The organism is Stenotrophomonas sp. 05N423, assembly GCF_056397145.1.
This window is the reverse complement of record NZ_JBFTMV010000007.1, coordinates 31,458-57,566: the sequence shown is the minus strand read 5'-3', so window position 1 is coordinate 57,566 and position 26,109 is coordinate 31,458. Positions and strand designations below refer to the sequence as shown.

The 26,109-nt window shown below is 67.9% G+C and carries 20 protein-coding genes; 13 read left to right on the top strand and 7 right to left on the bottom strand.

Going from position 1 to position 26,109, the window contains the following annotated elements; all coding sequences use genetic code 11:
• Positions 1–12 precede the first annotated feature (12 nt).
• From lldR to dld, 3 genes are read left to right on the top strand one after another with little or no spacing between them, the layout of a single operon-like run.
• The gene (lldR, locus tag AC1DGW_RS12065) at positions 13–798 is read left to right on the top strand and encodes a transcriptional regulator LldR (RefSeq protein ID WP_478023208.1); all 786 of its coding nucleotides are present in this window, start codon (positions 13–15) and stop codon (positions 796–798) included.
• Entirely contained in the window at positions 795–1,934 is a 1,140-nt protein-coding gene (gene lldD, locus AC1DGW_RS12060) for an FMN-dependent L-lactate dehydrogenase LldD (protein ID WP_478023206.1), read from the top strand. The genes lldR and lldD overlap by 4 nt, the downstream gene beginning before the upstream one ends.
• The gene (dld, locus tag AC1DGW_RS12055) at positions 1,931–3,628 is read left to right on the top strand and encodes a D-lactate dehydrogenase (RefSeq protein ID WP_478023204.1); all 1,698 of its coding nucleotides are present in this window, start codon (positions 1,931–1,933) and stop codon (positions 3,626–3,628) included. The genes lldD and dld overlap by 4 nt, the downstream gene beginning before the upstream one ends.
• Before the next feature lie 65 nt (positions 3,629–3,693).
• Here the strand turns inward: dld and AC1DGW_RS12050 are convergent, their stop codons facing one another.
• Both AC1DGW_RS12050 and AC1DGW_RS12045 read right to left on the bottom strand, forming a co-directional pair.
• Complete coding sequence (locus AC1DGW_RS12050) at positions 3,694–5,775, bottom strand: S9 family peptidase (protein ID WP_478023202.1); 2,082 nt, start codon at positions 5,773–5,775, stop codon at positions 3,694–3,696.
• A gap of 97 nt (positions 5,776–5,872) precedes the next feature.
• Entirely contained in the window at positions 5,873–6,841 is a 969-nt protein-coding gene (locus tag AC1DGW_RS12045; protein WP_478023200.1) for a LysR family transcriptional regulator, read from the bottom strand.
• A 107-nt stretch (positions 6,842–6,948) separates the two neighbouring features.
• Between AC1DGW_RS12045 and aceB the strand changes: the two genes are divergently transcribed.
• The 4 genes from aceB to AC1DGW_RS12025 all read left to right on the top strand — a co-directional run bounded on the left by aceB (position 6,949) and on the right by AC1DGW_RS12025 (position 13,786).
• Entirely contained in the window at positions 6,949–8,604 is a 1,656-nt protein-coding gene (gene aceB / locus AC1DGW_RS12040) for a malate synthase A (RefSeq protein ID WP_478023198.1), read from the top strand.
• 124 nt (positions 8,605–8,728) lie between these two features.
• A complete protein-coding gene (gene aceA / locus AC1DGW_RS12035) occupies positions 8,729–10,060 on the top strand; it encodes an isocitrate lyase (RefSeq protein WP_478023196.1) in 1,332 nt (443 codons plus the stop codon).
• Positions 10,061–10,242: 182 nt separating this feature from the next.
• Complete coding sequence (locus AC1DGW_RS12030) at positions 10,243–11,289, top strand: GGDEF domain-containing protein (protein WP_478023194.1); 1,047 nt, start codon at positions 10,243–10,245, stop codon at positions 11,287–11,289.
• Between the two features lies 1 nt (position 11,290).
• The gene (locus AC1DGW_RS12025) at positions 11,291–13,786 is read left to right on the top strand and encodes a putative peptide modification system cyclase (RefSeq protein ID WP_478023191.1); all 2,496 of its coding nucleotides are present in this window, start codon (positions 11,291–11,293) and stop codon (positions 13,784–13,786) included.
• Between the two features lie 3 nt (positions 13,787–13,789).
• Here AC1DGW_RS12025 and AC1DGW_RS12020 read toward each other — a convergent pair whose 3' ends face one another.
• Complete coding sequence (locus tag AC1DGW_RS12020; protein ID WP_478023188.1) at positions 13,790–14,092, bottom strand: NHLP-related RiPP peptide; 303 nt, start codon at positions 14,090–14,092, stop codon at positions 13,790–13,792.
• Between the two features lie 830 nt (positions 14,093–14,922).
• Here AC1DGW_RS12020 and AC1DGW_RS12015 point away from each other — a divergent pair.
• Together AC1DGW_RS12015 and AC1DGW_RS12010 are read left to right on the top strand one after the other, a co-directional pair.
• On the top strand, positions 14,923–15,111 hold the full coding sequence (locus AC1DGW_RS12015; protein WP_478023185.1) for a hypothetical protein: 189 nt from the start codon (positions 14,923–14,925) through the stop codon (positions 15,109–15,111).
• A 30-nt stretch (positions 15,112–15,141) separates the two neighbouring features.
• A complete protein-coding gene (locus AC1DGW_RS12010) occupies positions 15,142–15,405 on the top strand; it encodes a nitroreductase family protein (RefSeq protein WP_478023517.1) in 264 nt (87 codons plus the stop codon).
• Between the two features lie 326 nt (positions 15,406–15,731).
• Here AC1DGW_RS12010 and AC1DGW_RS12005 read toward each other — a convergent pair whose 3' ends face one another.
• The gene (locus AC1DGW_RS12005) at positions 15,732–16,064 is read right to left on the bottom strand and encodes an NHLP-related RiPP peptide (protein ID WP_478023183.1); all 333 of its coding nucleotides are present in this window, start codon (positions 16,062–16,064) and stop codon (positions 15,732–15,734) included.
• A 237-nt stretch (positions 16,065–16,301) separates the two neighbouring features.
• On the opposite strand from AC1DGW_RS12005, the gene AC1DGW_RS12000 reads away from it, so the two are divergent.
• Positions 16,302–17,564: a putative peptide maturation dehydrogenase gene (locus tag AC1DGW_RS12000; RefSeq protein WP_478023181.1), complete on the top strand. Its 1,263-nt coding sequence runs from the start codon at positions 16,302–16,304 to the stop codon at positions 17,562–17,564.
• Positions 17,565–17,606: 42 nt separating this feature from the next.
• On the opposite strand, the gene AC1DGW_RS11995 is transcribed toward AC1DGW_RS12000, so the two are convergent.
• From AC1DGW_RS11995 to AC1DGW_RS11985, 3 genes are all read right to left on the bottom strand, one after another.
• Complete coding sequence (locus AC1DGW_RS11995; protein WP_478023179.1) at positions 17,607–19,577, bottom strand: acetyl/propionyl/methylcrotonyl-CoA carboxylase subunit alpha; 1,971 nt, start codon at positions 19,575–19,577, stop codon at positions 17,607–17,609.
• A gap of 384 nt (positions 19,578–19,961) precedes the next feature.
• A complete protein-coding gene (locus tag AC1DGW_RS11990) occupies positions 19,962–21,572 on the bottom strand; it encodes a carboxyl transferase domain-containing protein (RefSeq protein WP_478023177.1) in 1,611 nt (536 codons plus the stop codon).
• Positions 21,573–21,739: 167 nt separating this feature from the next.
• Complete coding sequence (locus tag AC1DGW_RS11985; protein WP_478023175.1) at positions 21,740–22,903, bottom strand: isovaleryl-CoA dehydrogenase; 1,164 nt, start codon at positions 22,901–22,903, stop codon at positions 21,740–21,742.
• Positions 22,904–23,040: 137 nt separating this feature from the next.
• Between AC1DGW_RS11985 and AC1DGW_RS11980 the strand changes: the two genes are divergently transcribed.
• From AC1DGW_RS11980 to AC1DGW_RS11970, 3 genes are all read left to right on the top strand, one after another.
• Positions 23,041–23,667, top strand: coding sequence for a TetR/AcrR family transcriptional regulator (locus AC1DGW_RS11980; RefSeq protein ID WP_478023173.1), 627 nt, complete (start codon positions 23,041–23,043; stop codon positions 23,665–23,667).
• Positions 23,668–23,776: 109 nt separating this feature from the next.
• On the top strand, positions 23,777–24,298 hold the full coding sequence (locus AC1DGW_RS11975) for a c-type cytochrome (RefSeq protein ID WP_478023171.1): 522 nt from the start codon (positions 23,777–23,779) through the stop codon (positions 24,296–24,298).
• A 75-nt stretch (positions 24,299–24,373) separates the two neighbouring features.
• On the top strand, positions 24,374–26,101 hold the full coding sequence (locus AC1DGW_RS11970) for an ExeM/NucH family extracellular endonuclease (protein WP_478023169.1): 1,728 nt from the start codon (positions 24,374–24,376) through the stop codon (positions 26,099–26,101).
• Positions 26,102–26,109: the final 8 nt, after the last annotated feature.

Below are 26,109 nucleotides of genomic sequence, written 5' to 3'. Positions count from 1 at the left end.
CACAATGGCGGCATGAACATGCATCGCGGAACGCCGCAGCGGGTATCGGACCGGGTCGCCGCGCAGCTGCGCGCGCTGGTGGAAGAACGGCAGCTGCAGGCGGGCGACCGCCTGCCCGCCGAACGCACGCTGGCGGTGCAGCTGGGCGTATCGCGTACCGCGCTGCGCGAGGCCATCGCCCAGCTCAGCAGCCAGGGGCTGCTGAGCGCGCGCGTCGGTGGCGGCACCTTCGTGGCCGAACCGGCGGCGCGCGCGCGGCAGGCCATCGACGAGCCGCTGGCGCCCTACCTGCCGCTGTTCCAGGGCGACCCGGAATACCGCTTCGACGTGCTGGAGATCCGCCATGCGCTGGAAGGCGCCGCGGCCTGGCATGCCGCGCTGCGCGCCACCGCCGAAGACCGCGGGCGCATCGCCCAGGCCTTCCAGACGATGATGGATGCGCACGGCAAGGACGATCCCGCCGGCGAGGCCAGTGCCGATGCCGACTTCCACCTCTCCATCGCCGAGGCCTCGCACAACCTGGTGCTGCTGCAGGTGATGCGTGGCCTGTTCGATCTACTGCAGACCAATATCTCGCAGAGCCGCGAACGGCTGTACACCTCGCCGCGCACCTTCTCGCCGCTGTCCGACCAGCACCGGGAAATGATGGACGCGGTGCTGGCCGGCGACCCGGTACGCGCGCGCGCCGCCGCGCTCGCCCATCTCGAATTCGTGCACACCACGCTGCGCACGCTCGACGACAACGAGGCCCGGCGCGCGCGGGCCTCGCGCCTGCCTTCCTCCACGGCCGACCCATGATCATCTCCGCCTCCACCGACTACCGCGCGGCCGCGCAGCGTCGCCTGCCGCCGTTCCTGTTCCACTACATCGACGGCGGCGCGTATGCCGAGCACACGCTCCGGCGCAATGTGTCCGACCTGGCCGATATCGCCCTGCGCCAGCGCGTGCTGCGCGACATGGCCGACCTCAGCCTGGAGACCGAGCTGTTCGGCGAAAAGCTGGCGATGCCGGTGGCGCTGGCGCCGGTTGGCCTGACCGGCATGTACGCGCGTCGCGGCGAAGTGCAGGCCGCGCGCGCGGCCGACAGCCGCGGCATCCCGTTCACCCTGTCCACGGTGTCGGTGTGCCCGATCGAGGAAGTGGCGCCGGCGATCCGGCGGCCGATGTGGTTCCAGCTGTACGTGCTGCGCGACCGCGGCTTCATGCGCAACGCGCTGGAGCGCGCGCAGGCGGCGGGTGTCACCACCCTGGTGTTCACCGTGGACATGCCGGTGCCGGGCGCGCGCTACCGCGATGCGCACTCGGGCATGAGCGGCCCGCATGCCGCGCTGCGCCGCTACCTGCAGGCGACGACCCACCCGCGCTGGGCCTTCGACGTGGGCCTGCGCGGCCGTCCGCACGACCTGGGCAACATCTCCGCCTACCGCGGCCATCCGACCGGGCTGGCCGACTACATCGGCTGGCTGGGCAGCAACTTCGATCCGTCGATCTCGTGGAAGGACCTGGAATGGATCCGCGAGTTCTGGAAGGGGCCGATGCTGATCAAGGGCATCCTCGATCCGGAGGATGCACGCGATGCGGTGAAGTTCGGCGCCGATGGCATCGTCATTTCCAACCACGGCGGCCGCCAGCTCGACGGCGTGCCGTCCACCGCGCGCGCGTTGCCGGCGATCGCCGACGCGGTGCGGGGTGAGCTGAAGATCCTCGCCGACTCGGGTATCCGCACCGGCCTGGACGTGGTGCGCATGCTCGCGCTCGGTGCCGACGGCGTGCTGCTCGGCCGCGCCTTCGTCTACGCGCTGGCCGCGCAGGGCGAAGCCGGCGTCGCCAACCTGCTCGACCTGGTCGCCAGGGAAATGCGCGTGGCGATGACCCTGACCGGCGCGCGCCGCATCGCCGACATCGGCCGCGATTCGCTGGTGCGCCTGCCGTGAGCGCGGCCCTGCTGGCGCGGCTGCGCGGAGCGGTCGACGGCCGCCACGTACTGACCGGCGACAAGGCCACGCGCCGCTTCCGTAGGGGCTACCGCTTCGGCGAGGGCCCGGTGCTGGCGGTGGTGCGGCCGGGCACGCTGCTGGAACTGTGGCGCGTGCTGCAGGCGGCGGTGGAGGGTGGTGCGGCGATCATCCTGCAGGCCGCCAACACCGGGCTGACCGGCGGCTCCACGCCCGATGGCGACGACTATGGGCGTCCCATCGTGCTGGTCAGCACGCTGCGCCTGACCGGCATCCAGCTGCTGGACGGCGGCCGGCAGGTACTGTGCCTGCCGGGCGCCACGCTCGACCGGCTGGAGCAGACGCTGGCACCACTGGGCCGCGAGCCGCATTCGGTGATCGGCTCCTCGTGCATCGGCGCCTCGGTGCTGGGCGGCATCTGCAACAACTCCGGCGGCGCGCTGGTGCGGCGCGGACCGGCCTATACCGAGCTGGCGCTGTTCGCGCAGGTCGATGGCGATGGCCGGCTGCACCTGGTCAACCATCTTGGCATCGCGCTGGGCGACAGCCCGGAGGAAATCCTGCAGCGCCTGCAGGCGGGTCGCTACACGCCAGCCGATGTCGGCAGCGGCGATGGCCGCGCCGCGTCCGACCCGCATTACGCCGCGCAGGTACGGCAGGTGGATGCCGGCACGCCGGCGCGCTTCAACGCGGATCCGGGGCGTCATTACGAAGCCGCCGGCTCGGCCGGCAAGCTGGCGGTGTTCGCGGTGCGCCTGGATACCTTCGAGAAGGAGCCGGCCGAGGTCTTCTACATCGGCAGCAACCGCACCGACAGCCTGACCGCGATCCGCCGCCAGCTGCTCACCGGTTTCGAGCGCCTGCCGATTTCCGGCGAATACATCCACCGCGATGCGTACGACATCGGCGAGCGCTACGGCAAGGACGTGTTCCTGTTGATCGACAAGCTCGGTACCGCGCGCGTACCGGCCGCGTTCGCATGGAAGAGCCGCATCGACGGCTGGTTCGAACGGCTCGGCCTGCGCGGCGTCACCGACCGGGCGCTGCAGGCGCTGGTCGGCCTGCTGCCTTCGCACCTGCCGCCACGGATGGGTCGATTCCGCCAGCGTTACGAACACCATCTGCTGCTGAAGGTCTCCGCACGGGACGCGGCGGAGACCGAAGCCTGGCTGCGCGGCTTCTTCGCCGGGCACGAAGGCGGCTTCTTCCACTGCACGGCGGATGAGGGGCGCAAGGCCTTCCTGCATCGCTTCGCCATCGCCAGCGCGGCGGTGCGCTACCGCGAAGCGCACCGCGACAGCGTCGAGGACATCGTCGCGCTGGACATCGCGCTGCGCCGCGACGACCGCGACTGGTTGGAGCGCCTGCCTGTCGATATCGACGCACGCCTGCTGCACAAGCTGTACTACGGCCACTTCCTGTGCCACGTGTTCCACCAGGACTACATCGCGCGCAAGGGCGAAGACCCGCTGGCGATCGAACATGCGATGTGGGCGCTGCTGGACGCGCGCGGTGCCGAGTACCCGGCCGAGCACAATGTCGGCCACTTGTATCCGGCCAAGCCGGCGCTGGCCGATTTTTACCGGAGGCTCGATCCGAGCAATACCTTCAATCCGGGTATCGGCCGGACCAGCAGGCAGGCGGGCTGGAAGGGGGGCGACTGCACGCATTGAGCGGCCGTGCCGCGCTGCGGTAAGCGGCCCGATCCATGGACCGGGCCGCCTGCATTACGTCCGCCTCAACGGCGGATGTCCTGGACGTGGGTGCGGATCGCGTCGGCCAGGCCAGGCACGCTGTCCGCGCCCGTCGGCACGGTGATGCTCGAACCGTTGAAGTCGTTGCCGATGGGTTGCGCGCGGCCGCCCAGGCATTGCGCCAGGAAGCCTTCGGTCACGGCGTTGAACGCCTTGTTGTTCTCGGGGCGCGCGAAGCCATGGCCTTCATCCGGGAACAGCACGTAAGTGACCGGAATGTGCTTGTCGGTCATCGCCTTGACGATCTGGTCGCTCTCGGCCTGGTGCACGCGCGGATCGTTGGCGCCCTGGCCGATCAGCAGCGGCTTGCTGATGCTGGCGACGCGGGTCAGCGGCGAGCGCTCGGCCAGCAGCTGCTTGCCGGCCGCGGTGCGCGGATCGCCGACGCGCTTGGCGAACTGCTCGAAGAACGCGGCCCAGTACGGCGGGATGGTGGACAGCAGCGTGTCCAGGTTCGAGGGGCCGACGATGTCCACGCCGCACTTGAACGTCTCGGGGGTGAAGGTCAACCCGACCAGAGTGGCGTAACCGCCGTAGCTGCCGCCCATGATCGCGACCTGCTCCTTCGTCGTCACCCCGTTCTTCACCGCCCAGTCCACCGCGTCGATCAGGTCGTCGTGCATCTTGCCGGCCCATTCGCCGTCGCCGGCATTGGTGAAGGCCTTGCCGAAGCCGGTGGAGCCGCGGTAGTTGACCGCCAGCACCGCGTAGCCGCGGTTGGCCAGCCACTGGTGGTAGCCGTTGTAGCCATAGTCGTCGCGCGCCCACGGCCCGCCATGCACCAGCAGCACCATCGGCACCGGCGCGTCGGCCTTGCCGTCGCCATTGGCGTCCGCGGTCCCGGGCAGGGTGAGATAGCTGACCAGAGTGAGGCCGTCGCGCGAGCGGATTTCCTGCGGCCACTGCGCCACCAGCGCCTTGCCTTCCAGCGCCGGGCGCGCGGAGAACAGCTTTTCCGGCGTGCCACCGCGCACGTAGCGGTAGTACGCGGCCGGCGTTTCGGCGGCGGAGTAGGCGACGATCCAGGTCTTGTCGTCGAGCGTGCGCGAGGTGACGCTGAAGCTTCCGGGGCCGATGGCCTTGAGCTTTTCCAGGTCGGGAGCGACGGCGGGGTCGATCGCCTTCCACTCGTTCTTCAGGTAATTGACCGCTACCGCCTGCGCGCGCTGGGTCGTCGGGTCGTCGAGGGCGTCGCTGATATCGGCACGGGCATCCTCGAAGACGAGGGTCTTCGTGCCGGTGCCGGTATCAATGGAGTACAACGCAGCGGTATCGCGGCCGCGCGAATCGAAGAAGTACTGGGTCTTGCCGTCGCTGGTGTAGCCGCCGGGGAAGCTGGTCAGCGAGTCGGCGAACGGGATTTCGCCGTTGACCTTCCAGCCGCCCTTGCCATCGGGTTCGAGCAGGTCGTTGCCGCCGTCGCTGCGCGCGCGGCTGGCCATCCTGACCTTGAAATCCGGGTCGGCGATGTAGCCGGCGATCTCCTGGCTGTTCTTCTCCATCAGCGTGCGCTGGCCGCTGGCCAGGTCCACGCGGTACAGGTCGTGCCATTTCGGATCACGGTCGTTCATCGCCACCAGCACCGACTCGGGATGCAGGTGGCTGACGCCGACGACCTCGGCGCGGGTGTTCGGGAAGTCGCTGAGGTCGCGTGCCTGCCCCGAGCCGAGGTCCACCGAGAACAGGTGGAAGTTCTCGTCGCCGCCGGTGTCGCGCAGGTACAGCAGGGTGTCCGGCCGGTGGCTCCAGAAATACTGGCGGATGCCGCGCGCCTTGTCCTCGGTCACTGCGCGTGCCTTGCCGATGTCGTCGGCCGGGGCGACCCAGACGTTCAGCACGCCGTCGACGGCGGCGACCCAGCCCAGGTACTTGCCGTCGGGGCTGATCTGCACGTTGGCGCGTTCGGGGTTGCCGAACAGGGCGTCGCGCGGGATCAGTTCGGGCGGGGCGGCGGGGGCACTGGCGGTGGGCGCCACCTGCGCGTCGCTGCCGGCGGGCGAGCCGTTGCAGGCGGAAAGGGTCAGGGTGAGGGCGAGGCTGACAGCGAACAGCAGAGTGCGATCCATGGCAAAGCTCCGGTAGGCCGCGCTGGCGGGTGCAGCAACGCTAGCGCGGAACCGGGGGCGCTGCGTTAAGCCGGAAACCGCGGGCGCGGCGCGGGGTTCACCGCTCCGAATGCCCGGTGTCGTCGTACTGGCGCGGGGCGAACAGGTCCGGGCGGATCAGTTCGATGAAGGCGCGGGCCTGCGGCGACAGCACCTTGCCACGACGCACCGTCACCCCGTAGCTGCGCTTGGGGAAGTAGCGCGCCATCGGGCGGATCGCCAGCCGTTCGCGGTCGGCGTCGTTGAGGCACAGCGCGGTGACGATGGAGATGCCCATGCCCATCGCCACGTACTGCTTGATCACTTCCCAGCCGCCGACCTCCAATGCCACGGTGTAGGGCACGCGGTGGCGCTGGAACACCAGGTCCACCAGCCGCCAGGTGATCTGCCGCTTCGGCGGCAGGATCAGCGGGCAGGCCGAAAGATCTTCCAGGGTGAGGTCGCGCTTGCCGGCCAGCGCGTGGCCGCGCGGGGTGATCAATACCTGCTCGAAGTCGTAGACCGGCGCATAGCTCAGGTCGCCCGGTACATCCAGCATCGAGCCGACGGCAAGGTCGGCGGCGTCGCTGCGCAGCAGTTCGGTGCCATCGGCGCTGATCGCGTCCTGCAGCACCAGCCGCACGTCGGGATGGCGCTGGCGGAAGTCCTCCACGATCTTCGGCAGCAGGTACAGGATCGTCGACGAGTTGGCGGCGACGGTCAGTTCGCCCGCATCCAGCCCGCGGACCTTGTCGCGGAAACCAGCCTCCAGCCCGTCCAGGCTCTCTACCAGCGGCTGCGCCATCTCGTACAGCAACTGGCCCTCGCGGCTGGGCACCAGGCGCCGGCCGCTGCGCTCGAACAGCACCACGCCCAGTTCCCGTTCCAGCGCCTGCAGTTGCAGGCTCACTGCCGGTTGGCTGACGAACAAGGCTTCCGACGCACGCGAAACCGAGCCCAGGCGGACCGTCTGGCAGAAAGCGCGCAGCGGCTTGAGCCGGTCGGACTTGTAGGAAAAACGCGGGCTTGCGGGCTTTTTTCCGGTCATCTTTGACGATTATTAGCACAACTTATGTTGGATATTGCAAAAACTGTTTTGATAAATAAGTGGCCCCGGCGGCACGGTGGAGTCCCCGACACACGCAGGGTTCCGCCATGTCCGCCGTCGCCTCCGTCGTCATTCCCATCGCTTCCCACGCCGCCGCTCCTGCCCGCCCGACCCCGGGCATCACCGTGACCGCCCGGCTCGCCGGCCAGTCGGCGCTGCTGCCGGCCGGCGCGCTGGCGCTGCTGGTGTCGCTGCACCGGGCGGTGGAGCCGGAGCGGCAGGCGCGGCTGGCGGCGCGGCGCCAGCGCCAGGCCTTCTTCGACCAGGGTGGCCTGCCGGATTTCCGTGCCGACACCGCCCACATCCGCGAAGGCGACTGGGTTGTCGCGCCGATCCCGGCCGCGCTGCAGGACCGCCGCGTCGAGATCACCGGCCCGACCGACGCGAAGATGGTCATCAACGCGCTGAACTCCGGCGCCCGGGTGTTCATGGCCGACTTCGAGGATTCGACTTCGCCCACCTGGCGCAACCTGCTGGCAGGTCAGCAGGCGCTGGCCGGCGCGGTGCGCGGCGATCTCGACTACACCGCGCCGGCGGCCAGCGGCAGGCCCGGCAAGCACTACACGCTGCGGCCGTTCGAGGAACAGGCGGTGCTGATCGTGCGGCCGCGCGGCTGGCACCTGGACGAGAAGCACGTGCTTGTCGATGGCCAGCCGATCGCCGGCGGCCTGTTCGACGCGGCCGTGTTCGCCTTCCACAATGCGCGCGCGCTGATGCGCCGGGACCGCGGCCCGTATTTCTACCTGCCCAAGCTGCAGTCGATGGAGGAGGCGGCGCTGTGGGAAACCGCGCTGTCGCACATCGAAGGCATGCTCGGCCTGCCGCACGGGCAGATCAAGGTCACGGTGCTGATCGAGACGCTGCCGGCGGTGTTCGAGATGGACGAGATCCTGCACGCGCTGCGCGGGCGCATCGTCGGCCTGAACTGCGGGCGCTGGGACTACATCTTTTCCTGGCTGAAGACCTTCCGCCGGCATGCCGACAAGGTGTTGCCCGAGCGCGGCCAGGTGACCATGACCCAGCCGTTCCTGAAGGCGTATTCGGAACTGCTGATACGGACCTGCCACCGCCGCGGCGCGCATGCGATGGGCGGCATGGCCGCGCAGATCCCGATCAACCACGACGCGGCCGCCAACGAACAGGCGATGGCGCGGGTGCGCGCGGACAAGCTGCGCGAAGTCACCGCCGGTCACGACGGCACCTGGGTGGCGCACCCGGCGCTGATCCCGGTGGCGCGCGCGATTTTCGACGAGCACATGCCCACGCCAAACCAGCACCACGTGCAGCGCCGCGATGTGCATGTCACGCGCGAGGACCTCATCGATCCCTGCGCCGGCACCATCACCCGCGCCGGCTTCGAGAACAGCGTGGAAGTGTGCGTGCGCTACATGGCCGCCTGGCTGGATGGCAACGGTTGCGTGCCGATCCACAACCTGATGGAGGACGCGGCCACCGCCGAGATCAGCCGCAGCCAGATCTGGCAGTGGCTGCATGCCGGCAACCAGCACCTGGACGACGGCACCGCCATCGACTTCGCCCTGCTGCAGGGCACGCTGCGGGCGCTGCCGGCCCGGCTCGGCGACACCGCCGCGCTGCCTGGTGGCAGCCGCATCGCCCAGGCCATCGACCTGCTCGACGAACTCAGCCGCGCCGATGGACTGGCCGAGTTCCTGACCCTGCCGGCGTACCGGCAGATCGACTGACGTTTCTACTGCCCGTCCTCTCCTGTAGGAGCGCACTTCAGTGCGCGATGAAGCCTTCCTGGTAAAGCCCCATCGCGCACTGAAGTGCACTCCTGCAGGTCACGTTCCCCCAAGGAGTTCCACCATGAGCACCCATCAGCAACAGATCGACGCCCTGCAGCACGACTGGGACAACAACCCGCGCTGGAAGAACATCAAGCGCAGCTACAGCGCCGCCGACGTGGTGCGCCTGCGCGGCAGCGTGCAGCCGGAATACACGCTGGCCAAACGCGGCGCGCAGCGCCTGTGGGAACTGGTCAACGGCGGGGCGAAGAAGGGCTACGTCAACGCCTTCGGTGCGATCAGCGCCGGCCAGGCGATGCAGCAGGCCAAGGCCGGGCTGGAAGCGGTGTACCTGTCCGGCTGGCAGGTGGCCGCCGACGGCAATACCTCCGAAACCATGTATCCGGACCAGTCGCTGTACGCCTACGACTCGGTGCCGGCCATGGTCCGCCGCATCAACAACACCTTCCAGCGCGCCGATGAAATCCAGTGGAAGAACATCATCGACGGCAAGCTCAAGGCCGAGGATGCGATTGATTTCTTCCTGCCCATCGTCGCCGACGGCGAGGCCGGCTTCGGCGGCGTTCTCAACGCCTACGAGCTGATGAAGAACATGATCGTCGCCGGTGCCGCCGCGGTGCACTTCGAGGACCAGTTGGCCGCGGTGAAGAAGTGCGGCCACATGGGCGGCAAGGTGCTGGTGCCGACGCAGGAAGCGATCCAGAAGCTGTCGGCCGCGCGGCTGGCCGCCGACGTGCTGGGGGTGCCGACGATTGTTCTTGCCCGTACCGACGCCGAGGCGGCGAATCTGCTGACCAGCGACTTCGACCCGAACGACGCGCCGTTCGTCACCGGTCAGCGCACCGCCGAAGGCTTCTATCGCGTGAAGAATGGCCTGGAGCAGGCGATCAGCCGCGGCGTGGCCTATGCCCCGCATGCCGACCTGGTGTGGTGCGAGACCGGCACCCCGGACCTGGGCTTCGCCCGCGAGTTCGCCCAGGCCGTGCATGCCGCCAGCCCCGGCAAGCTGCTGTCCTACAACTGCTCGCCCTCGTTCAACTGGAAGAAGAACCTGGACGACCGCACCATCGCCCGCTTCCAGGACGAACTGGCCGCGCTGGGTTACAGGTACCAGTTCATCACTTTGGCCGGCATCCACATCAACTGGTTCAACACCTTCAGGTTCGCCCAGGACTACGCCCGCGGCGAAGGCATGCGCCACTACGTGGAGCAGGTGCAGGAACCGGAGTTCGCCGCGCGCGGGCAGGGCTATACCTTCGTTTCCCACCAGCAGGAAGTGGGCGCCGGCTACTTCGACGACGTGACCACGGTGATCCAGGGCGGCGCCTCCAGCGTCACCGCCCTGACCGGGTCCACCGAGGAAGCACAGTTCCAGCCTGGCAAGGCGGCCTGACCCGTTCGTTTCGATACGCTTTCAATTTCCAGGGTATGGAACAAGGACGGCCCACGGGCCGTCCGTCCGGCAGGTGCTGCATGAATGGGATGGATGCCGGATTGCGACATCCCGCACGCTTTGTGCTGGTGCTATCCTTCCGCGCTGGCCCCAGGGGACGACGGGGCGGTGGGGCTGAGGGAATGACCAGCGACAGTGCTGCAATCATGGCCGAAGAGCGCGAACTGGGCGTCGCCCGCATGGCGATGGCCGAAATCGTGCATCCCGTTCTGTCGCCCGACGAATTCGCGCTGTTCTCGCGGTTCGGCAGGCAACGCCAGGTGGCGGCCGGCGAGGTGCTCTTCCGCCGCGGCGATTCGGGCGACGCCATGTTCGTCATCGTCAGCGGCATCGTCGATCTCGATTTCGGCGAAGACCTGGTGGTCAAGTACCTCGGGCCGGGCGAGTTCTTCGGCGAACTGGGCCTGTTGATCGGCGACCACCGCCGTGGCGCCGATGCCCGCGCCTCGACGGAACTGACCCTGCTTGAACTGGGTCATCCCGATTTCCAGATGCTCGTGGACCACGATCCTGGCCGGGTCGCCTATTTCCTGCGCCGCACGATCATGCGCGTGGTGTCCAACGAGCAGATGCTGATCCGGCAGCTGCGCCGCCGCAACCACGATCTGGAGGCGGCGCTGGACAACCTCTACACCACCACCCACCAGCTCAACCACACCGAAGAACTGGTGCGCACCGACGAGTTGACCGGCCTGCACAACCGCCGCGGCCTGACCCTCTACCTGCAGGAGTGCCGGCAGCCAGCCCGGAACCCGCCGCAGGGCCTGCTGCTGATCGACTGCGATCGCTTCAAGAGCGTCAACGACGAGCACGGCCATCTGGTGGGTGACCGGGTGCTGCAGGCGATCGCCAACATCCTGCGTTCGGTGGTGCAGCCCGGTGGGCTGGCCTGCCGCCTCGGCGGCGACGAGTTCTGCCTGCTGGTGCAGGACGCGGACGCCGGCGCGCTGGAGCACGTGGCCGGCTTCATCCTGCACGCGGTGCACGGCCTGCTGGAGCGCTCGCAACCGGTGCCGCGGGTATGTCCGGTGAGCATCGGCGCCAGCCTGCTCGACCCGGCGCGCGACTGGAACGACTGGTATGCCCACGCCGACAGCGCCCTGTACGAGGCCAAGCGGCGCGGCGGCAACCGGCTGCAATGGCCGGTGGACTGGCTGGGAGCCGGTTGACATGCAGCAGGAGCCGGCCGCAGGCGACAGGGACGGAACGGCGGGCGCCCCGGCACCCCGCGTACACACGCTGCTGCTGACCGACCTGTGCGATTCGGTCGCCCTGGTGGAAAGGCTCGGCGACACTGCGGCCGCGGAACTGTTCCAGGAACACGACCGCTTGGTGCTGCGCCTGCAGCAGCACTGGAAGGGGCGGATGATCGACCGCTCCGATGGCCTGCTGCTGTTGTTCGATCGGCCTGTCAGCGGGTTGGGGTTCGCGCTGGACTACCGGCAGGGCCTGGAGGAACTGGCGCGCGCGCGCGGCATCGAACTGCAGGCGCGGACCGGCATGCATGTCGGCGAGGTGCTGACCTGGCACAACAGCGCCGAAGCGGTGCAGGCCGGCGCCAAGCCGCTGGAGGTCGAGGGCCTGGCCAAGCCATTGGCCGCGCGCCTGATGGCGCTGGCGCGGCCGGGGCAGATCCTGCTTTCGGCCGTGGCCGAATCGCTCGCGCGCCGTTCCGCCCGCGAACTGGGCGGGCGCAGCGAACACCTGCTGTGGAAGTCGCACGGGCGCTGGCATTTCAAGGGCGTACCGGTCGCGCAGGAAGTGTTCGAGGTCGGCGAACCTGGCTTCGCGCCGTTGCGCATGCCGCGCAGCACGCCCAAGGCCTGGCGCGACCTGCCGCTGTGGCGGCGCCCGGCGGCGCTGGTGGCCGAAGCGGCATTGGTCGTGGCGTTGGCAGTGGTGACATGGGGGCTGATCCGCCCTGAGCCGGCCATCGCATTCGGTGAACGGGATTGGATTGTGGTTGGCGACTTCGCCAACGGCACCGCCGATCCCGGGTTGGGCGAGGCATTGCAGCAGGCGTTGCGCATCAGTCTCGAGCAGTCGCGCTACGTTAACGTGCTCAGCGACATGAAAGTGCGGGAAACCCTGCAGCAGATGCAGCGCGATCCGACCAGATCGATGGACCAGCAGACGGCGCTGGAACTGGCCACGCGGGTGGGAGCCCGCGCCCTGATCATGCCGTCCGTGCGGGAGATGTACGGCAAGCTCCGTGTTTCCCTGGACGTGCTCGATCCATCGACTGGAAAGACCGTCTACTCCGAGCATGCCGATGGCCGCGGCCTGGATTCATCGCTTGCGTCGATCGACAAGGTGACCACATCGCTGCGGCGCAACCTGGGCGAAGCGCTGGCCGAGATCACCCAGCATTCGGCGCCACTGCCGAAGGTGGCGACCAGCAGCCTGGACGCCCTGCATGCCTATGCGGTGGGGGCCGATGCCTACCTGGACAGCCGGCACGACGACGCGATGGGGCATTTCGAACAGGCCACGCGCCTGGACCCGGATTTCGCCGCGGCCTATATCGGACAGATGCGGATAGCGTTTGCCAGGGGCAACTTCGACAGGGCACGCGAGTTGCTCGCATTGGCGATGTCCCGGCGCGATCACCTGTCGGCGCGCGACAGCCTCTATCTGGACAGCTGGGCGGCGGAGCTGGACGGTTCCGGCCCGGCTGAAACAGCCCATCGCTGGAAGCTGCTGGGCGATCTCTATCCGGACTTCTATGCTGCGCATCACAACCGTTCCGGCGCCCTGTTCACGCTGGGACTCTATAAGGAAGCGGAACGCGCCGTGCGGTTGGCCCTGGCCCCGCAGAACCCGATGCGCATGCTGTCGGTCCGGCAGTTGGCGCGCACCGAACTTGCGCAGAACAAGAACGGCGAAGCGCTTGCCTCGTTCCAGCAGGTTTCGGTGGGGGGCACGCCGGATCGTGAGCTTGCCGCGGCAATGGCCGCGATGGGTGACTTCGACGGTGCCTGGCACATTCTGGACGCGATTCCGGAAGATGCGGTGCCGGCTTGGCTGGAGCGCATCGCGGTCGCAGTCGACCAAGGCGACGTCAGGCAGGCGTTGCGCAATGCTGAAAGGGCGCGCGTGCTCTGCAAGGTGGACGCATCGGTATGCAGTACCTTTGATCTGCAGGTGTTGGCCCTGCGTCTAGAAACCGGTTCCGCGCCAGATGGCGCCGAGTTCGAAGAATGGCTGCGGTATTTCCACCAGCAGGCGACCCGGGAGCAAAGCGCGGAGAAGAACGACTGGGCATTCATGGCGGCCACCGCGCTGTATCTCGCCCAGCGTTCCGGTCATGCGCGGTTGGTGGCCACATGGCTGCCTCGTCTGTCGGCGATGGCCGGGCAGATCGGCGAACGGCGCGTCCAGCAGATGGTGAGCCTGGTGGAAGCCAGAGCGGAGGCCGATGACGGAGCCGCGGCGGAGAGGCTTGCGCACCTGCGTGCTCAGATCGATGGGACGGAGCTGATTCAGGTGCACGCGCAGTTGCTGGCGCTGTACGAGCGCTCCGGGGACGAACGGGCGGCCCAGCGCGAGCGCGCCTGGCTGGCGGTCCAGCGTGGGCTCGCCTATTCGGAGAATGCCGGCACCTATTCGCTGATAGCGCTCAACGTCGCCGATGTCAGGCGCGCCCGCGAACTACCGGCACCCTGATCGTCACGGTGCGGGGGGAGTCGAGGACGTGTTCCCGCCCGCCATGAAGCAATAGGGAACGAAGAACGCCGCTGTCGCCGCCAGGTGTTCCAGCAGCCGCTGGCGCGCATCCTGGAATTCTTCCTTGCTGGCCAGGGGGCCGGTGAACTCGCAGGTGTCGCAGGCGGCCGACGCTTCGGAACTGATCCGGGCCATCGCGCTCGCCGGGTGCTGGGAAAACGACTGGCGGAAGTCGTCGTCGGAACAGAGCAGATCGAGCAGCTTTTCCGCGTCTGCGGGCGACAGGAGAGGTTTAGGCGAGGTCATGGGAGGTATCGGTGTCGAAGGTGGCATCTGGCAGAAAGTTCCCTGCCTGAAAGAATGTTATCGGTGCTCCGGCGCATCTCTTGAGGGCGCGAAGAGGGACGTGGCTGCCTGCGGGCAGGCCATGTCTGGATGCACTGAACTGGCCAGGGAACGTTCTGAAGTACCGTCACTGCCACGCCATGACTGTCCTCCCGGTCGAACAGGCCGGTTCTTCCATGCAGGACCCGTTCGCCGGATGAACCGGCCTGTGGGTGCGGGGGCAACTGCAGGTCATGGCGGCACATCTCGATACGCCCCGCATCTGTCGATGCCGTGCAGTGGGCTTTCCTGCTTTGCTGCAGCCCCCCAGCGATTGGGAGCCCATACCCGTGCAGGACGAGCAGCGTGCGATGGTGATGTCGCTGGCGGCCTGCGGCCTGCTGCTTCTGGACGAAACGTCGGGCGATCCGGCCGCGCTGGCCGATCAGCGGTTGCGGGAAATAAACCGTGGCCGCTGTCGGCCATCCATCACCGCGCTGGAGCGGCGTGGACAGCGCGCTGGAGATGGAGCAGAACCGGATGGTGACTGCGGGCGGAAGCGCCGGCCCGCTAGGGCGGGGCGGTCGCGCTGGCGTGCATCGGTTGCGGATGAGGCACCGCAGCCGCTCTGGCAAGGTGTTACCTGCCGGAATTACGATCTGACAAGAAAATTGCCGTTGGCGGTGCTGTCTGCCCTGCTGCAGCAGGGGCGGATGGTCAGGGGCAGGTGGAAACGGAGACGGACATAAGGTTCCTGAAACAGAATGTGCCCTCGGCCGGCAGCCTGCATCCTTTCGAGGCCCTATGTGGCCGTGCGCAACGTCGAAGGTCTGGCTGCCGGGCTCTATCACTACCACGCGGTTGCGCATGAGCTGACGCCTGTCGCCGTCCGGCGCGGAGACATGGACGAATTCGCGTTGCGTCTATTGGCAGGCCAGTATTGGTTCTCGCCCGCTCACGTGCTGGTGTGCTTGTCTGCTGCTTCGGGCGAAATTTCCTGAAGTACCGCAACCACGTCAAGGCCTGTCGCGATCTGCCTAGATGCGGGGCATATCTCCAAAGCGCTGTATACGGCGGCCATCGCGCAGGGACTGGGGGCCTTCGTTACCGCGGCGATCAACGAGCCGGAGATCGAACAGTTGCTTGGCCTTGACCCGATGCAGGATGGCGGTCTGCGGCTTCGGCTGGCACGCAGCGGCTGTCCGCCCCAGAGTTTGACCCGCTTGGCTTGGTTTGGCACACGCCGGTGGAGTGAGAGGAAAACGCACCCAGGTACGCTCTCCCGCGCCGATTAGCCCGCCTCGAAGTCAATCTGTCGTGGCTTGAAGCGCTGGCCAGGGAGGTTGATCATGTCCGTATGCAGGAGTTGGCCGCCTTGGTCCAATGGGCAGCGTTTGTCGGGCCGTGCGCAAGAAGCCTTACCGCGGCTCCGGAGCATGGTCAATGGCGCGCAGATATCCCAGATCTACAGCGTCCTTGCGGCGGCCTATCATGATGCTGGTGACGCCGCCGGCATGCCGGGGGAGTCATGGCTGCGTGGACAGCAGGGCCGTGCTTACGCCGAGTACGCAGGGAGCTGGGTGCCCTGAATGAAGTCGCTGACAGCATCACCGGTCCCTCGCTAGGCCGCTGCGCGCATTGACGCGCTGATGGCTTGGCAGCGGTCAGGGCCGGATGACTTCTCGTGCTCAACGAAGCAGAAAGGAACAGAGAATATGGCTTTCCCTGTCAGGTGCTGGGTCAACTGTTCACGCGCAGCGGTCAAGGCTTCGATGGATACAAGCTTGTCGGGCATGGCGCAGCCCAGTGCGGAAGCCGCTGCTTCTGGACTGATGCGCTGCAGAGCAAGCGCAGGATTGGCTTGGAAGGTGAGGCGGAAGTCGGAATCCGTGGTCAACAGATCCAGCAGGGCGACTGCATCAGTCGCTGAGAGAGGAGACTTGTCGTTCGACATGCTGTGGTTCCTGCTGGGCTGGAAGGGGGCGTTGATACATCATCAGCGCTGTTGATCGCGCCCGAGGAATAGCGCCCGTATCGAACTTGAGTTCTGCCACAGTACGCTGGACCATCGGATCGGGCTCTGAAACGACAAGGGACGAAAAGGCGGGGTTGCAGCCAGTTGTTCCAACAGCAGGGTGTGGCGCTTTCCGGAATCCTTCCTTGCTCGCCGGTGCCTGCGCTTTGACGGTTCGTGCTGCCGGCAGCCGCTTCGGTCTGGCAGTTGGTTGGTTCATGCAAACGTCGAGCGGAGACCCACGCAGGTTTTTCAAGTGAATCAGGAGGCATCTTGAGGTATCGCCGTTGCCACGCCATGGCCGTCATCCCGTCTGAACAGGCGCGTTTTTCGATGGCCAACCTGTCGGCAGGCGGCACAGGCGTCCTGATGGAACAGTCGCTGCAGGTCATGGCGGCACATCTCGACGCGCCTTGCATTGTCAATGCGGAGCAATGCGCCTTCCTGCTTTCCTGCAGTCCCGGCCGTTGGGAGCCGGTACCCATGCAGGAAGAACAGCGGGCGATGGTGATGTCTCTGGCCGCGTGTGGCCTTCTGCTGCTGGACGAGGCTGCGGACGATCCGGCCGCGCTGGCCGATCAACGGCTGCGGGAGGTGCCATGGTGGCCGTTGTCCGCCATCCATCATCGCCATTCGCGCTGGAGCGGCATCGACAGCGCGCTGGAGATGGAACGGAACCAGATGGTGACCGCCGATGATCTGGTGCGCAAGCTGGGCAAGCCGCCACTGGAAGCGCCGGCTCGACAGGAAAATGCGATCGCGCTGGAGCGCATCGCCGAAGACGGGGCATCGCAGTCACTCCGGCGCCGGGTTACCTGCCGGAACTACGATCCGGGCAGGGCGTTGCCGCTGCCGGTGCTGTCCGTCGTCCTGCAGGAGGTGCTGATGGCGCAGGGGGCGGTGGAGACGGAGCCGGGCGTGCGGTTCCTGAAGAAGAACGTGCCATCGGCCGGCGGCCTCCATCCCTTCGAGGCCTACGTCGCCGTGCGCGATGTCGACGGCCTGGCAGCGGGGCTCTACCACTACCATGCGATCGCTCATGAACTGGCACCGGTTGTCGTGCAACCGGCGGATATGGATGCGTTCGCGTCGCGTCTGCTTGCGGGCCAGCACTGGTTTTCTCCCGCGCACGTGCTGGTGGTGCTCGTGTGCCGGTTCGGACGCAATTTCTGGAAGTACCGCAATCATGCCAAGGCCTACCGCGCGTTGTGCCTGGATGCGGGGCATATTTCACAGGCGCTGTATACGGCCGCCACTGCACGGGGGTTGGGGGCCTTCGTCACCTCGGCGATCAACGAGCCGGAGATCGAACAGTTGCTTGGCCTCGATCCGATGGAGGAAGGTGCGATGGCCGTCTGCGGCTTCGGCTGGCGTGCGGCGACTCTGTCCACTCCGGAGTTCGATCCTCTCGGTATGGTCTGGGACGCACCATCGGATTGAGGGCGCCGCGCACCGTGGGGTGCGCAGCTCCCGGCTTGTCGCTCAGCCCGCCTCGAAATCCACCAGCACCGCGCCATCGCCGACCTGCCCGCCCGCGCGCACGCGATAGCCCGTGACCACGCCTTCGGCAGGGGCCTGCAGGGTGTGCTCCATCTTCATCGCTTCCATCACCAGCAGCGGGGTGCCGCGTGCGACCTTGCTGCCGGGTTCGACCAGCAGGGCGATGACGCGGCCGGGCATCGGCGCGAGCAGGCTGCCGGCATGGTCGCCGGGAATGTCGGCATCGGCGACCGGATCGTGCAGGGTGTAGCGGCGCTGGCCCGTGTCGCCGAAGACGTACAGCGCATTGCCGTCGTGCAGGACATGGCCACGAAGCAGGCGGTCGCCGATCTGCAGGGCGTAGCTGTCGCTGCCCACGTGGCCGCTGGCCCGCAGCGAGTCAGTGCCAACATGCACCTGCCAGCCGTCGGCATCGCGGCGTACCCGCAGCGTCTGTTGTTGCTGCAGGTGCTCCAGCGTGATCGAACGCGCAGCCGGGCCGGCCATGCGCCAGCCATCGGCGATGGCCCACGGAGAGGCGTCGACCGCCGTGGATGCGCCTTCCCCGGTGGCGAGCACCGCGGCCAGGGCCCAGTCGGCGGCGCTGGCGGCATGGTGCCGGATGTCCAGTGCGTCGTGCTCGCGCTCGATCAGGGCGGTGTCCAGATCGGCATGGCGGAAGGAGGTGGTCGTCACCAGCCGGTGCAGGAAGGCGGCATTGGTGGTGACGCCGGCTACCTGGCACCGTGCCAGCGCATGCCGCATGCGCAGCAGTGCGCGTTCGCGGTCCACGTCCCAGACGATCAGCTTGGCGATCATCGGGTCGTAGTACGGCGTGATCGCGTCGCCCTGCTCGACGCCGGCATCCACGCGCACATTGGCGCTGGCCTGCGGCAGCCGCAGATGGCGCAGCGTGCCGGTGGAGGGCAGGAAGCCACGGTCGGCGTCCTCGGCGTACAGCCGCGCCTCGATGGCATGGCCGTGGATGCGCAGCTCGTCCTGCGTCTTCGGCAGCAACTGGCCGGCGGCCACGCGCAACTGCCATTCAACCAGGTCGGTACCGGTGATCATTTCGGTCACCGGATGCTCGACCTGCAGGCGGGTATTCATTTCCATGAACCAGAACTCGCCCGATGGCGAGGCGATGAATTCCACCGTGCCGGCGCCGACGTAGCCCACCGCGCGTGCGGCATCGGTCGCCGCCTTGCCCATCGCCGCGCGGCGCCCCGGCGTCATGCCCGGTGCGGGCGCTTCTTCCAGCACCTTCTGGTGGCGGCGCTGCACCGAGCAGTCGCGCTCGAACAGATGGACCACGTTGCCGTGGCCGTCACCGAACACCTGGATCTCGATATGGCGCGGCCGCTCGATGTACTTCTCCACCAGCACGTGCGCATTGCCGAACGCCGACTGCGCCTCGCGCTGGCAGCTGGCCAGGGCGGCCTCGAAATCCGCGCCGGCCTCGACCTTGCGCATGCCCTTGCCGCCGCCGCCGGCACTGGCCTTGATCAGCACCGGATAGCCGATGGCGTCGGCCTGTGCGCGCAGGAACGCCGGCTCCTGGCGTTCGCCGTGGTAGCCGGGGGTCAGCGGTACGCCGGCCTGCTGCATCAGCGCCTTGGCCGCGCTCTTGTCGCCCATCGCGTCGATGGCGCTGGCCGGCGGGCCGATGAAGACGATGCCGGCCTCGGCACAGGCGCGGGCGAAACCGGCGTTCTCGGACAGGAAGCCATAGCCGGGATGGATCGCCCGCGCACCAGTGTGGCGCGCGGCGTCGAGAATGGTGTCGCCGCGCAGGTAGCTCTCCGCCGCCGGCGCCGAGCCGATACGGACGGCCTCGTCGGCCAGCCGCACGTGCCGCGCGTCGCGGTCGGCGTCCGAGTACACCGCCACCGTGGCGATGCCCAGGCGGCGGCAGGTGGCGATGACGCGGCAGGCGATTTCGCCGCGGTTGGCGATCAGGATCTTGTCGAACATGGCGTTGTCCATGACGTGCTGCACGACGGCAGCTTGAAGGATTGAAAAGCTTTCGCTCCCCTGTCGGGGAGCGAGCTACTTTGACCAGCCATTCGGCTGTTGAAAGGCTCTTCTTTGCTCGTGCAAAGAAAAGGTAGCCAAAAGAAAGCACGCCCTGCCTTCGCGCCCGATGCGCTGTGCGCATCGGGTCCACTCCGCCGCCGGGATTTTTCGACACGACATCCTTGTCGTGTCGAAAAACGACGTGCATCCATGCACGTCGCCCTTCGGGTCTTGTCCGTCGGCTCCGTCGCTGCGGAAGGGAACCCGGAGAAGCGAAGGCAACAGCAGGAACCGAAGCAAAGGCGCGGCCTTCCAGTTCGGCATGCCTCATGCTGGCGACCATCACATCCGGAACACGCCGAAGCGCGTGTCCTGCGCCGGCGCATTGAGGCTTGCAGCCAGCGCCAGGCCGAGGACGCGGCGGGTATCGGCCGGGTCGATCACGCCGTCGTCCCACAGCCGCGCGCTGGCGTAGTACGGGTGGCCCTGCTGCTCGAACTGGTCGCGGATCGGCTGCTTGAACGCGTCTTCTTCCTGCGCCGACCATTGCCCGCCCTTGCCTTCGATGCCGTCGCGCTTGACCGTGGCCAGCACGCTGGCGGCCTGCTCGCCGCCCATCACGCCGATGCGCGCGTTCGGCCACATCCACAGGAAGTGCGGCGAATAGGCGCGGCCGCACATGCCGTAGTTGCCGGCGCCGAACGAACCGCCGATCACCACCGTGTACTTGGGCACGCGCGCGTTGGCCACCGCCATCACCAGCTTGGCGCCGTCCTTGGCGATGCCACCGTGCTCGTATTTGCGGCCGACCATGAAGCCGGTGATGTTCTGCAGGAACACCAGCGGGATGCCGCGCTGGCAGCACAGTTCGATGAAGTGTGCGCCCTTGAGCGCGGACTCGGAGAACAGGATGCCATTGTTGGCGATGATGCCGACCGGATGCCCATGCACATGCGCGAAGCCAGTGACCAGCGTATTGCCGTAGCGCGGCTTGAATTCGTCGAATCGCGAGCCGTCGACGATGCGCATGACCACCTCGCGCACGTCATAGGGCTTGCGCGTGTCGTTGGGAATCACGCCATACAGTTCATGCGCGTCGAACAGCGGTGCCTCGCCGGCCAGCAGCGCGACGCCCGGCTCGGGCCTGCGCCAGTTGAGGTTGGCGACGATGGCGCGTACCCGTGCCAGCGCCTGCAGGTCGTTGTCGGCCATGTGGTCGGCGACGCCGGAAATGCGCGTGTGCACGTCGGCGCCGCCCAGTTCCTCGGCGCTGACGACTTCGCCGGTCGCCGCCTTCACCAGCGGCGGGCCGCCGAGGAAGATGGTGCCCTGCTCCTTGACGATGACGGTCTCGTCGCTCATCGCCGGTACGTAGGCGCCGCCGGCAGTGCATGAGCCCATCACGCAGGCGATCTGCGGGATGCCCTGCGCCGACAGGTTGGCCTGGTTGTAGAAGATGCGGCCGAAGTGGTCGCGATCCGGGAAGACCTCGTCCTGCAGCGGCAGGAAGGCGCCGCCGGAATCCACCAGGTAGATGCAGGGCAGGCGGTTCTGCTGCGCGATTTCCTGCGCGCGCAGGTGCTTCTTCACCGTCACCGGGTAGTAGGTGCCGCCCTTGACCGTGGCGTCGTTGGCGACGACCAGGCATTCCACCCCTTCGATGCGGCCGATGCCGGCGACCATGCCGGCGCCGGGCACCGGATCGTCATACATGCCGTGCGCGGCCAGCGGCGCGATTTCGAGGAATGGACTGCCAGGGTCGAGCAGGGCGTCGATGCGCTCGCGCACCAGCAGCTTGCCGCGCGCGGTGTGCTTGGCCCGTGCCGCCTCGCTGCCGCCGCGCGCGCTGGCCTCCAGCGTGGCGCGCAGGTCGTCGACCAGCGCCTGCATTGCCGCGCGGTTGGCTTCGAAGGCGTCGGTGCCGGGCTGCAGCTGGGATTTCAGTACGGTCATGGCGGTGGCCTTGGCGTTCCCTTCTCCCGGTAGGGGAAGGTGCCCCGATGGGGCGGATGAGGGGTCGGGTGAAGCCCCGGGAAGATTCACGGGGTGTCGTCCCGTGCGCTCCACAACCTACGGTTCGCAAACTACCCGCTCTCCCTCCGGAGGGAGAGCGGCTTCGATCACGCAGTGCGCTGGAACAGCTCGCGCCCGATCAGCATGCGCCGGATTTCCGAAGTGCCGGCGCCGATTTCATACAGTTTGGCGTCGCGCCACAGGCGCCCGGCCGGATATTCGTTGATGTAGCCGTTGCCGCCGAGGATCTGGATCGCCTCGCCGGCGGCCCATGTCGCTTTTTCGGCGGAGTAGAGGATCGCGCCTGCCGCGTCCTGGCGGGTGGTGCGGCCCTGGTCGCAGGCTTTGGCCACCGCGTACACATAGGCGCGGCAGGCATTGAGGCCCACGTACATGTCGGCGAGCTTGGCCTGGATCAGCTGGAAGGTGCCGATCGCCTCGCCGAACTGTTTGCGCTCGTGCACGTAGGGCAGTACCACGTCCAGCGCCGCGGCCATCAAGCCGAGCGGACCGCCGGACAGCACCACGCGCTCGTAGTCCAGGCCGGACATCAGTACCTTCACGCCGCCGCCGACCTGGCCCAGCACGTTCTCGACCGGTACCTCGCAGTCCTGGAACACCAGTTCGCAGGTGTTGGAGGCGCGCATGCCCAGCTTGTCCAGTTTCTGCGCGGTGGAAAACCCCTTCATGCCCTTCTCGACGATGAAGGCGGTGATGCCGCGCGAGCCGGCTTCCGGATCGGTCTTGGCATAGACCACCAGCACGTCGGCATCCGGGCCGTTGGTGATCCACATCTTGTTGCCGTTGAGCACGTAGTGGTCGCCGCGCCGATCCGCGCGCAGCTTCATCGACACCACGTCCGAGCCAGCGCCCGGTTCGCTCATCGCCAGCGCGCCGATGTGTTCGCCGCTGCACAGCTTCGGCAGGTAGCTCTGCTTCTGCGCTTCGCTGGCGTTCTTGCGCAGCTGGTTGAGGCACAGGTTGGAATGCGCGCCATAGGACAGGCCGATGCCCCCGGACGCGCGCGAAATTTCCTCCATCGCCACCACATGGGCGAGATAGCCCATGCCGCTGCCGCCGTATTCTTCCTCCACGGTCATGCCGAGCAGGCCCTGCTCGCCGAGCTGGCGCCAGAGCTGGTTGGGGAAGTGGTTGGTCGCATCGGCTTCCGCCGCCAGCGGGGCGATGTGCGCGGCCGCGAACTGCGCCACGCTTTCGCGCAGCATGTCGATCTCTTCGCCGAGATCGAAGGAAAGGGTGGGGACGTGCATGGGGCGGCTCCGGCTGGAAGAGGGCGCTCCGGGTTGGGGGTGGCGGACCGGCCGCCAGCACGGGCGTTTGCGCGCAGCCTAGCGGGTCCGCGCAAAAAAGTGAACACAAATTCAAAAATTGAACCTAGAATCAATCCATGGCCTACAAACGCTCGGAACTGATGGAAAAGCGCCTCGCCGGCAACCGCGAGGCGATCCTGGCCGCGGCCCGCCGGTTGGTCGCAGCCGGCGGTTACCGCAACGCGCCGATCACCGCCGTGGCGGCCGAGGCGGGCGTGTCCACCGGGCTGATCTACCGGCATTTCCCGTCCAAGGCCGAGCTGTTCGTGGAAGTGCTGAGCGCCGCAGTCGAGCATGAGCTGGACATCCTGTCGGCCATCGCCGACGAGCCGCAGCCGGCGGCGCTGCGCCTGCAACACGCGGTGGCCTCCTTCGTGCGTCGCGCGCTGGCCGGGCCGGCGCTGGCCTATGCCTTCATCGCCGAACCGGTGGACCCGGAGGTCGAGGCCGAGCGCATCCGCTGCCGTCGCCTGTTCGGCGATGTGTTCAAGCGCATCCTCGACGACGGCGTGCGCGGCGGCGAATTCCCGGCGCAGGACCTGGACGTGGGCGCGGCCTGCATCGTCGGCGCTTTCACCGAAGCGCTGGTCGGCCCGACCGCGCCCAGCCGCGACGGCCTGCGCGGCGGCGAACCCCTGGTCGAGGCGATCGGCGCGCTGTGCCTGCGCGCGGCCGGCGCTGGAGCCGTGGCGGGCAAGCCATGACGGCGCGCCGGCGCGGTCCCGGCCGGTGACCGTTGCCGGTGGGTAGGGGCGCTGGTCTATACTCCGCCGGTAGCTGTGGTCCATCGACTACTTGCCAGGGGTTTGATACGTGCGGAATTACGACCTTCAGTTCCTGAAACGCTTCTCCATCGTGATCGCCTTCTTGGCCGTCGTCACGATCGGCCTGATCATCTTCGCGTCGTTCCTGCAGCGCGCGATTCCCACCGAAGCCTCCCCGCTGGCGGTCGCACGCGTCGAGCAGCGCATCGCGCCGGCCGGTGCGGTGTATGCGGGCAGCACCGGCGCGGCTGCGCAGGCCGCGGCGGCGGAAGCCGCGGCAGCCCAGGCCGCAGCCGCGGGCGGCGCCTATGAGGGCACCCTCGACGGCAAGGTGATCTTCGACAAGCTGTGCACCGCCTGCCACCTGACCGGCGTGGGCAATGCCCCGACCCTGGATCATGCGCATTGGGACAAGCGCATCGCCCAGGGCACCGATACGCTCTACAAGCACGCCATCGAGGGCTACACCGGCCCGGACGGCGGGGTGATGCCGCCCAAGGGCGGCAATGCCGGGCTCAGCGAAGCGCAGATCCACGCCACCGTGGACTGGATGCTGGCAAACCTGAAATAAGACGTCCTCATCATGGACACTCGGCGCCGCCCTCCCGGGCGGCGCTTTGTTTTCCGCCGTTCCGGAGTCCGCCCCATGCGCCACCTTCCTTCGCTGCTCGCCCTCTCGCTGTCCGTCGCCCTCGCGCCGCAGGCCATCGCCAAGGGACCGGCCGTCATCGCCATCGGCCAGGTGCAGGGCAGTGGCGAACGCAGCCCGCTGGAAGGGCGGCAGGTGACCATCGAAGGTATCGTCACTGCCGATCTGCGCGCCGGGCTGGGGGGCGTCTTCGTGCAGGACGAGGGTGACCGCGATCCGACGACATCCGATGCGCTGTTCGTGCAGCTGGATCCGGCGCAGAACGCCTCGACCGGACAGTGGCTGCGCATCACCGGCACGGTGCAGGAGCTGCCGGCCGGCAAGGGCGGGCAGAGCCTGACCGCGCTGAAGGCGGAGACGGTCGTTGCGGCCCGCACCCGCCCCGTGCCCGCCGTCACCATGCTGGAGGGAGTGCCTGCCCGCTGGGAAGCGCTGGAAGGCATGCAGGTGCGCATCGCCGCGCCGTTGACCCTGTCCGGCCAGGACCAGCTCGCGCGCCATGGCGAACTCACCGTCGCGTTCGAGGGCCGGCTGTGGCAGCCCACCGAACTGACCGCCGCCGGCACCGCCGAAAACGCGGCGCTGGTGGCTGACAACGCCCGCCGCCGCCTGCGCCTGGACGACGGCAGCGGCCAGCGCGATCCCGGCCGCGTGGCCTATCTGCCGGAGGACGCGACGCTGCGTACCGGCATGGTGTTCACCGGCGTCGAAGGCGTGGTCGACCAGCGTCATGACGGCGGTTACCGGCTGCAGCTGACCCGGCCATTGCAGGTGCCCGCCATCGAGCGTCCGCAGCCGCCGGCGGTGGCGGGCGCGCTGCGCATCGCCGCGTTCAACCTGGAAAACTATTTCAACGGCGACGGACAGGGCGGTGGTTTCCCGACCCTGCGCGGTGCCAAGACCTACGCCCAGTTCCAGGCGCAGCAGACGAAGCTGATCACCACCATCCGCGGTCTCGATGCGGACGTGGCCGCGCTGATGGAACTGGAGAACGACGGCTATGGTCCGGATTCGGCGATCGCCGGACTGGTGCGCGCGCTCAACGAAGGGCAGGACAAGGACCGGCGCTGGGCGTTTGTCGATGCCGGCAAGGGGCCGGGCGACAACCCCATCCGCGTCGGCATCATCTACCGCGCCTCGCGGGTGACGCCGGTGGGCAGGCCGGCGGTGCTGGAGCACGAGCCCTTCGGCGAGCGCAGCCGCGTACCGCTGGCGCAGGCCTTCCGCATGGGCCGCAAGGGCAAGCCGTTCGTGGTCGTGGCCAACCATTTCAAGTCCAAGGGTTGCAGCGATGCGACCGGCGCCGATGCCGACCAGAACGACGGCCAGGGCTGCTGGACGGCGACCCGCGTGGCGTCGGCGCGGTTGTTGAACCAATGGCTGCAGGGCGACCCGACCGGCAGCGGCAGCCGTGACGCGGTGCTGCTGGGCGACTTCAATGCCTATGCGATGGAAGACCCGATCCGCCAGCTGTCTGCCGATGGTTGGCAGGATGCGTTCAAGGTGGCCGGCGTGCACCAGCCCTACAGCTACGTCTACAACGGCCTGACCGGCCGTCTCGACCACGCCCTGCTCAACGCCGGCATGGCGGCGCGGCTGAAGGGCGCTGCCGAATGGCACATCAATGCCGATGAGGCCGACGAAGCCGGCTACCCCGAGCGCAACGTGCCCGGCCCGTGGCGCAGTTCGGACCACGATCCGCTGCTGCTGGGTTTCGACCCCTGAGGCGGATG

Excerpts from the sequence above, each read along its gene's own strand:
- lldR (WP_478023208.1), top strand. The coding sequence starts at position 13 with ATGAACATGCATCGCGGAACGCCGCAGCGGGTATCGGACCGGGTCGCC.
- lldD (WP_478023206.1), top strand. The coding sequence starts at position 795 with ATGATCATCTCCGCCTCCACCGACTACCGCGCGGCCGCGCAGCGTCGC.
- AC1DGW_RS12050 (WP_478023202.1), bottom strand. The coding sequence starts at position 5,775 with ATGGATCGCACTCTGCTGTTCGCTGTCAGCCTCGCCCTCACCCTGACC.
- AC1DGW_RS12045 (WP_478023200.1), bottom strand. The coding sequence starts at position 6,841 with ATGACCGGAAAAAAGCCCGCAAGCCCGCGTTTTTCCTACAAGTCCGAC.
- aceB (WP_478023198.1), top strand. The coding sequence starts at position 6,949 with ATGTCCGCCGTCGCCTCCGTCGTCATTCCCATCGCTTCCCACGCCGCC.
- aceA (WP_478023196.1), top strand. The coding sequence starts at position 8,729 with ATGAGCACCCATCAGCAACAGATCGACGCCCTGCAGCACGACTGGGAC.
- AC1DGW_RS12030 (WP_478023194.1), top strand. The coding sequence starts at position 10,243 with ATGACCAGCGACAGTGCTGCAATCATGGCCGAAGAGCGCGAACTGGGC.
- AC1DGW_RS12025 (WP_478023191.1), top strand. The coding sequence starts at position 11,291 with ATGCAGCAGGAGCCGGCCGCAGGCGACAGGGACGGAACGGCGGGCGCC.
- AC1DGW_RS12020 (WP_478023188.1), bottom strand. The coding sequence starts at position 14,092 with ATGACCTCGCCTAAACCTCTCCTGTCGCCCGCAGACGCGGAAAAGCTG.
- AC1DGW_RS12005 (WP_478023183.1), bottom strand. The coding sequence starts at position 16,064 with ATGTCGAACGACAAGTCTCCTCTCTCAGCGACTGATGCAGTCGCCCTG.
- AC1DGW_RS11995 (WP_478023179.1), bottom strand. The coding sequence starts at position 19,577 with ATGTTCGACAAGATCCTGATCGCCAACCGCGGCGAAATCGCCTGCCGC.
- AC1DGW_RS11990 (WP_478023177.1), bottom strand. The coding sequence starts at position 21,572 with ATGACCGTACTGAAATCCCAGCTGCAGCCCGGCACCGACGCCTTCGAA.
- AC1DGW_RS11985 (WP_478023175.1), bottom strand. The coding sequence starts at position 22,903 with ATGCACGTCCCCACCCTTTCCTTCGATCTCGGCGAAGAGATCGACATG.
- AC1DGW_RS11980 (WP_478023173.1), top strand. The coding sequence starts at position 23,041 with ATGGCCTACAAACGCTCGGAACTGATGGAAAAGCGCCTCGCCGGCAAC.
- AC1DGW_RS11970 (WP_478023169.1), top strand. The coding sequence starts at position 24,374 with ATGCGCCACCTTCCTTCGCTGCTCGCCCTCTCGCTGTCCGTCGCCCTC.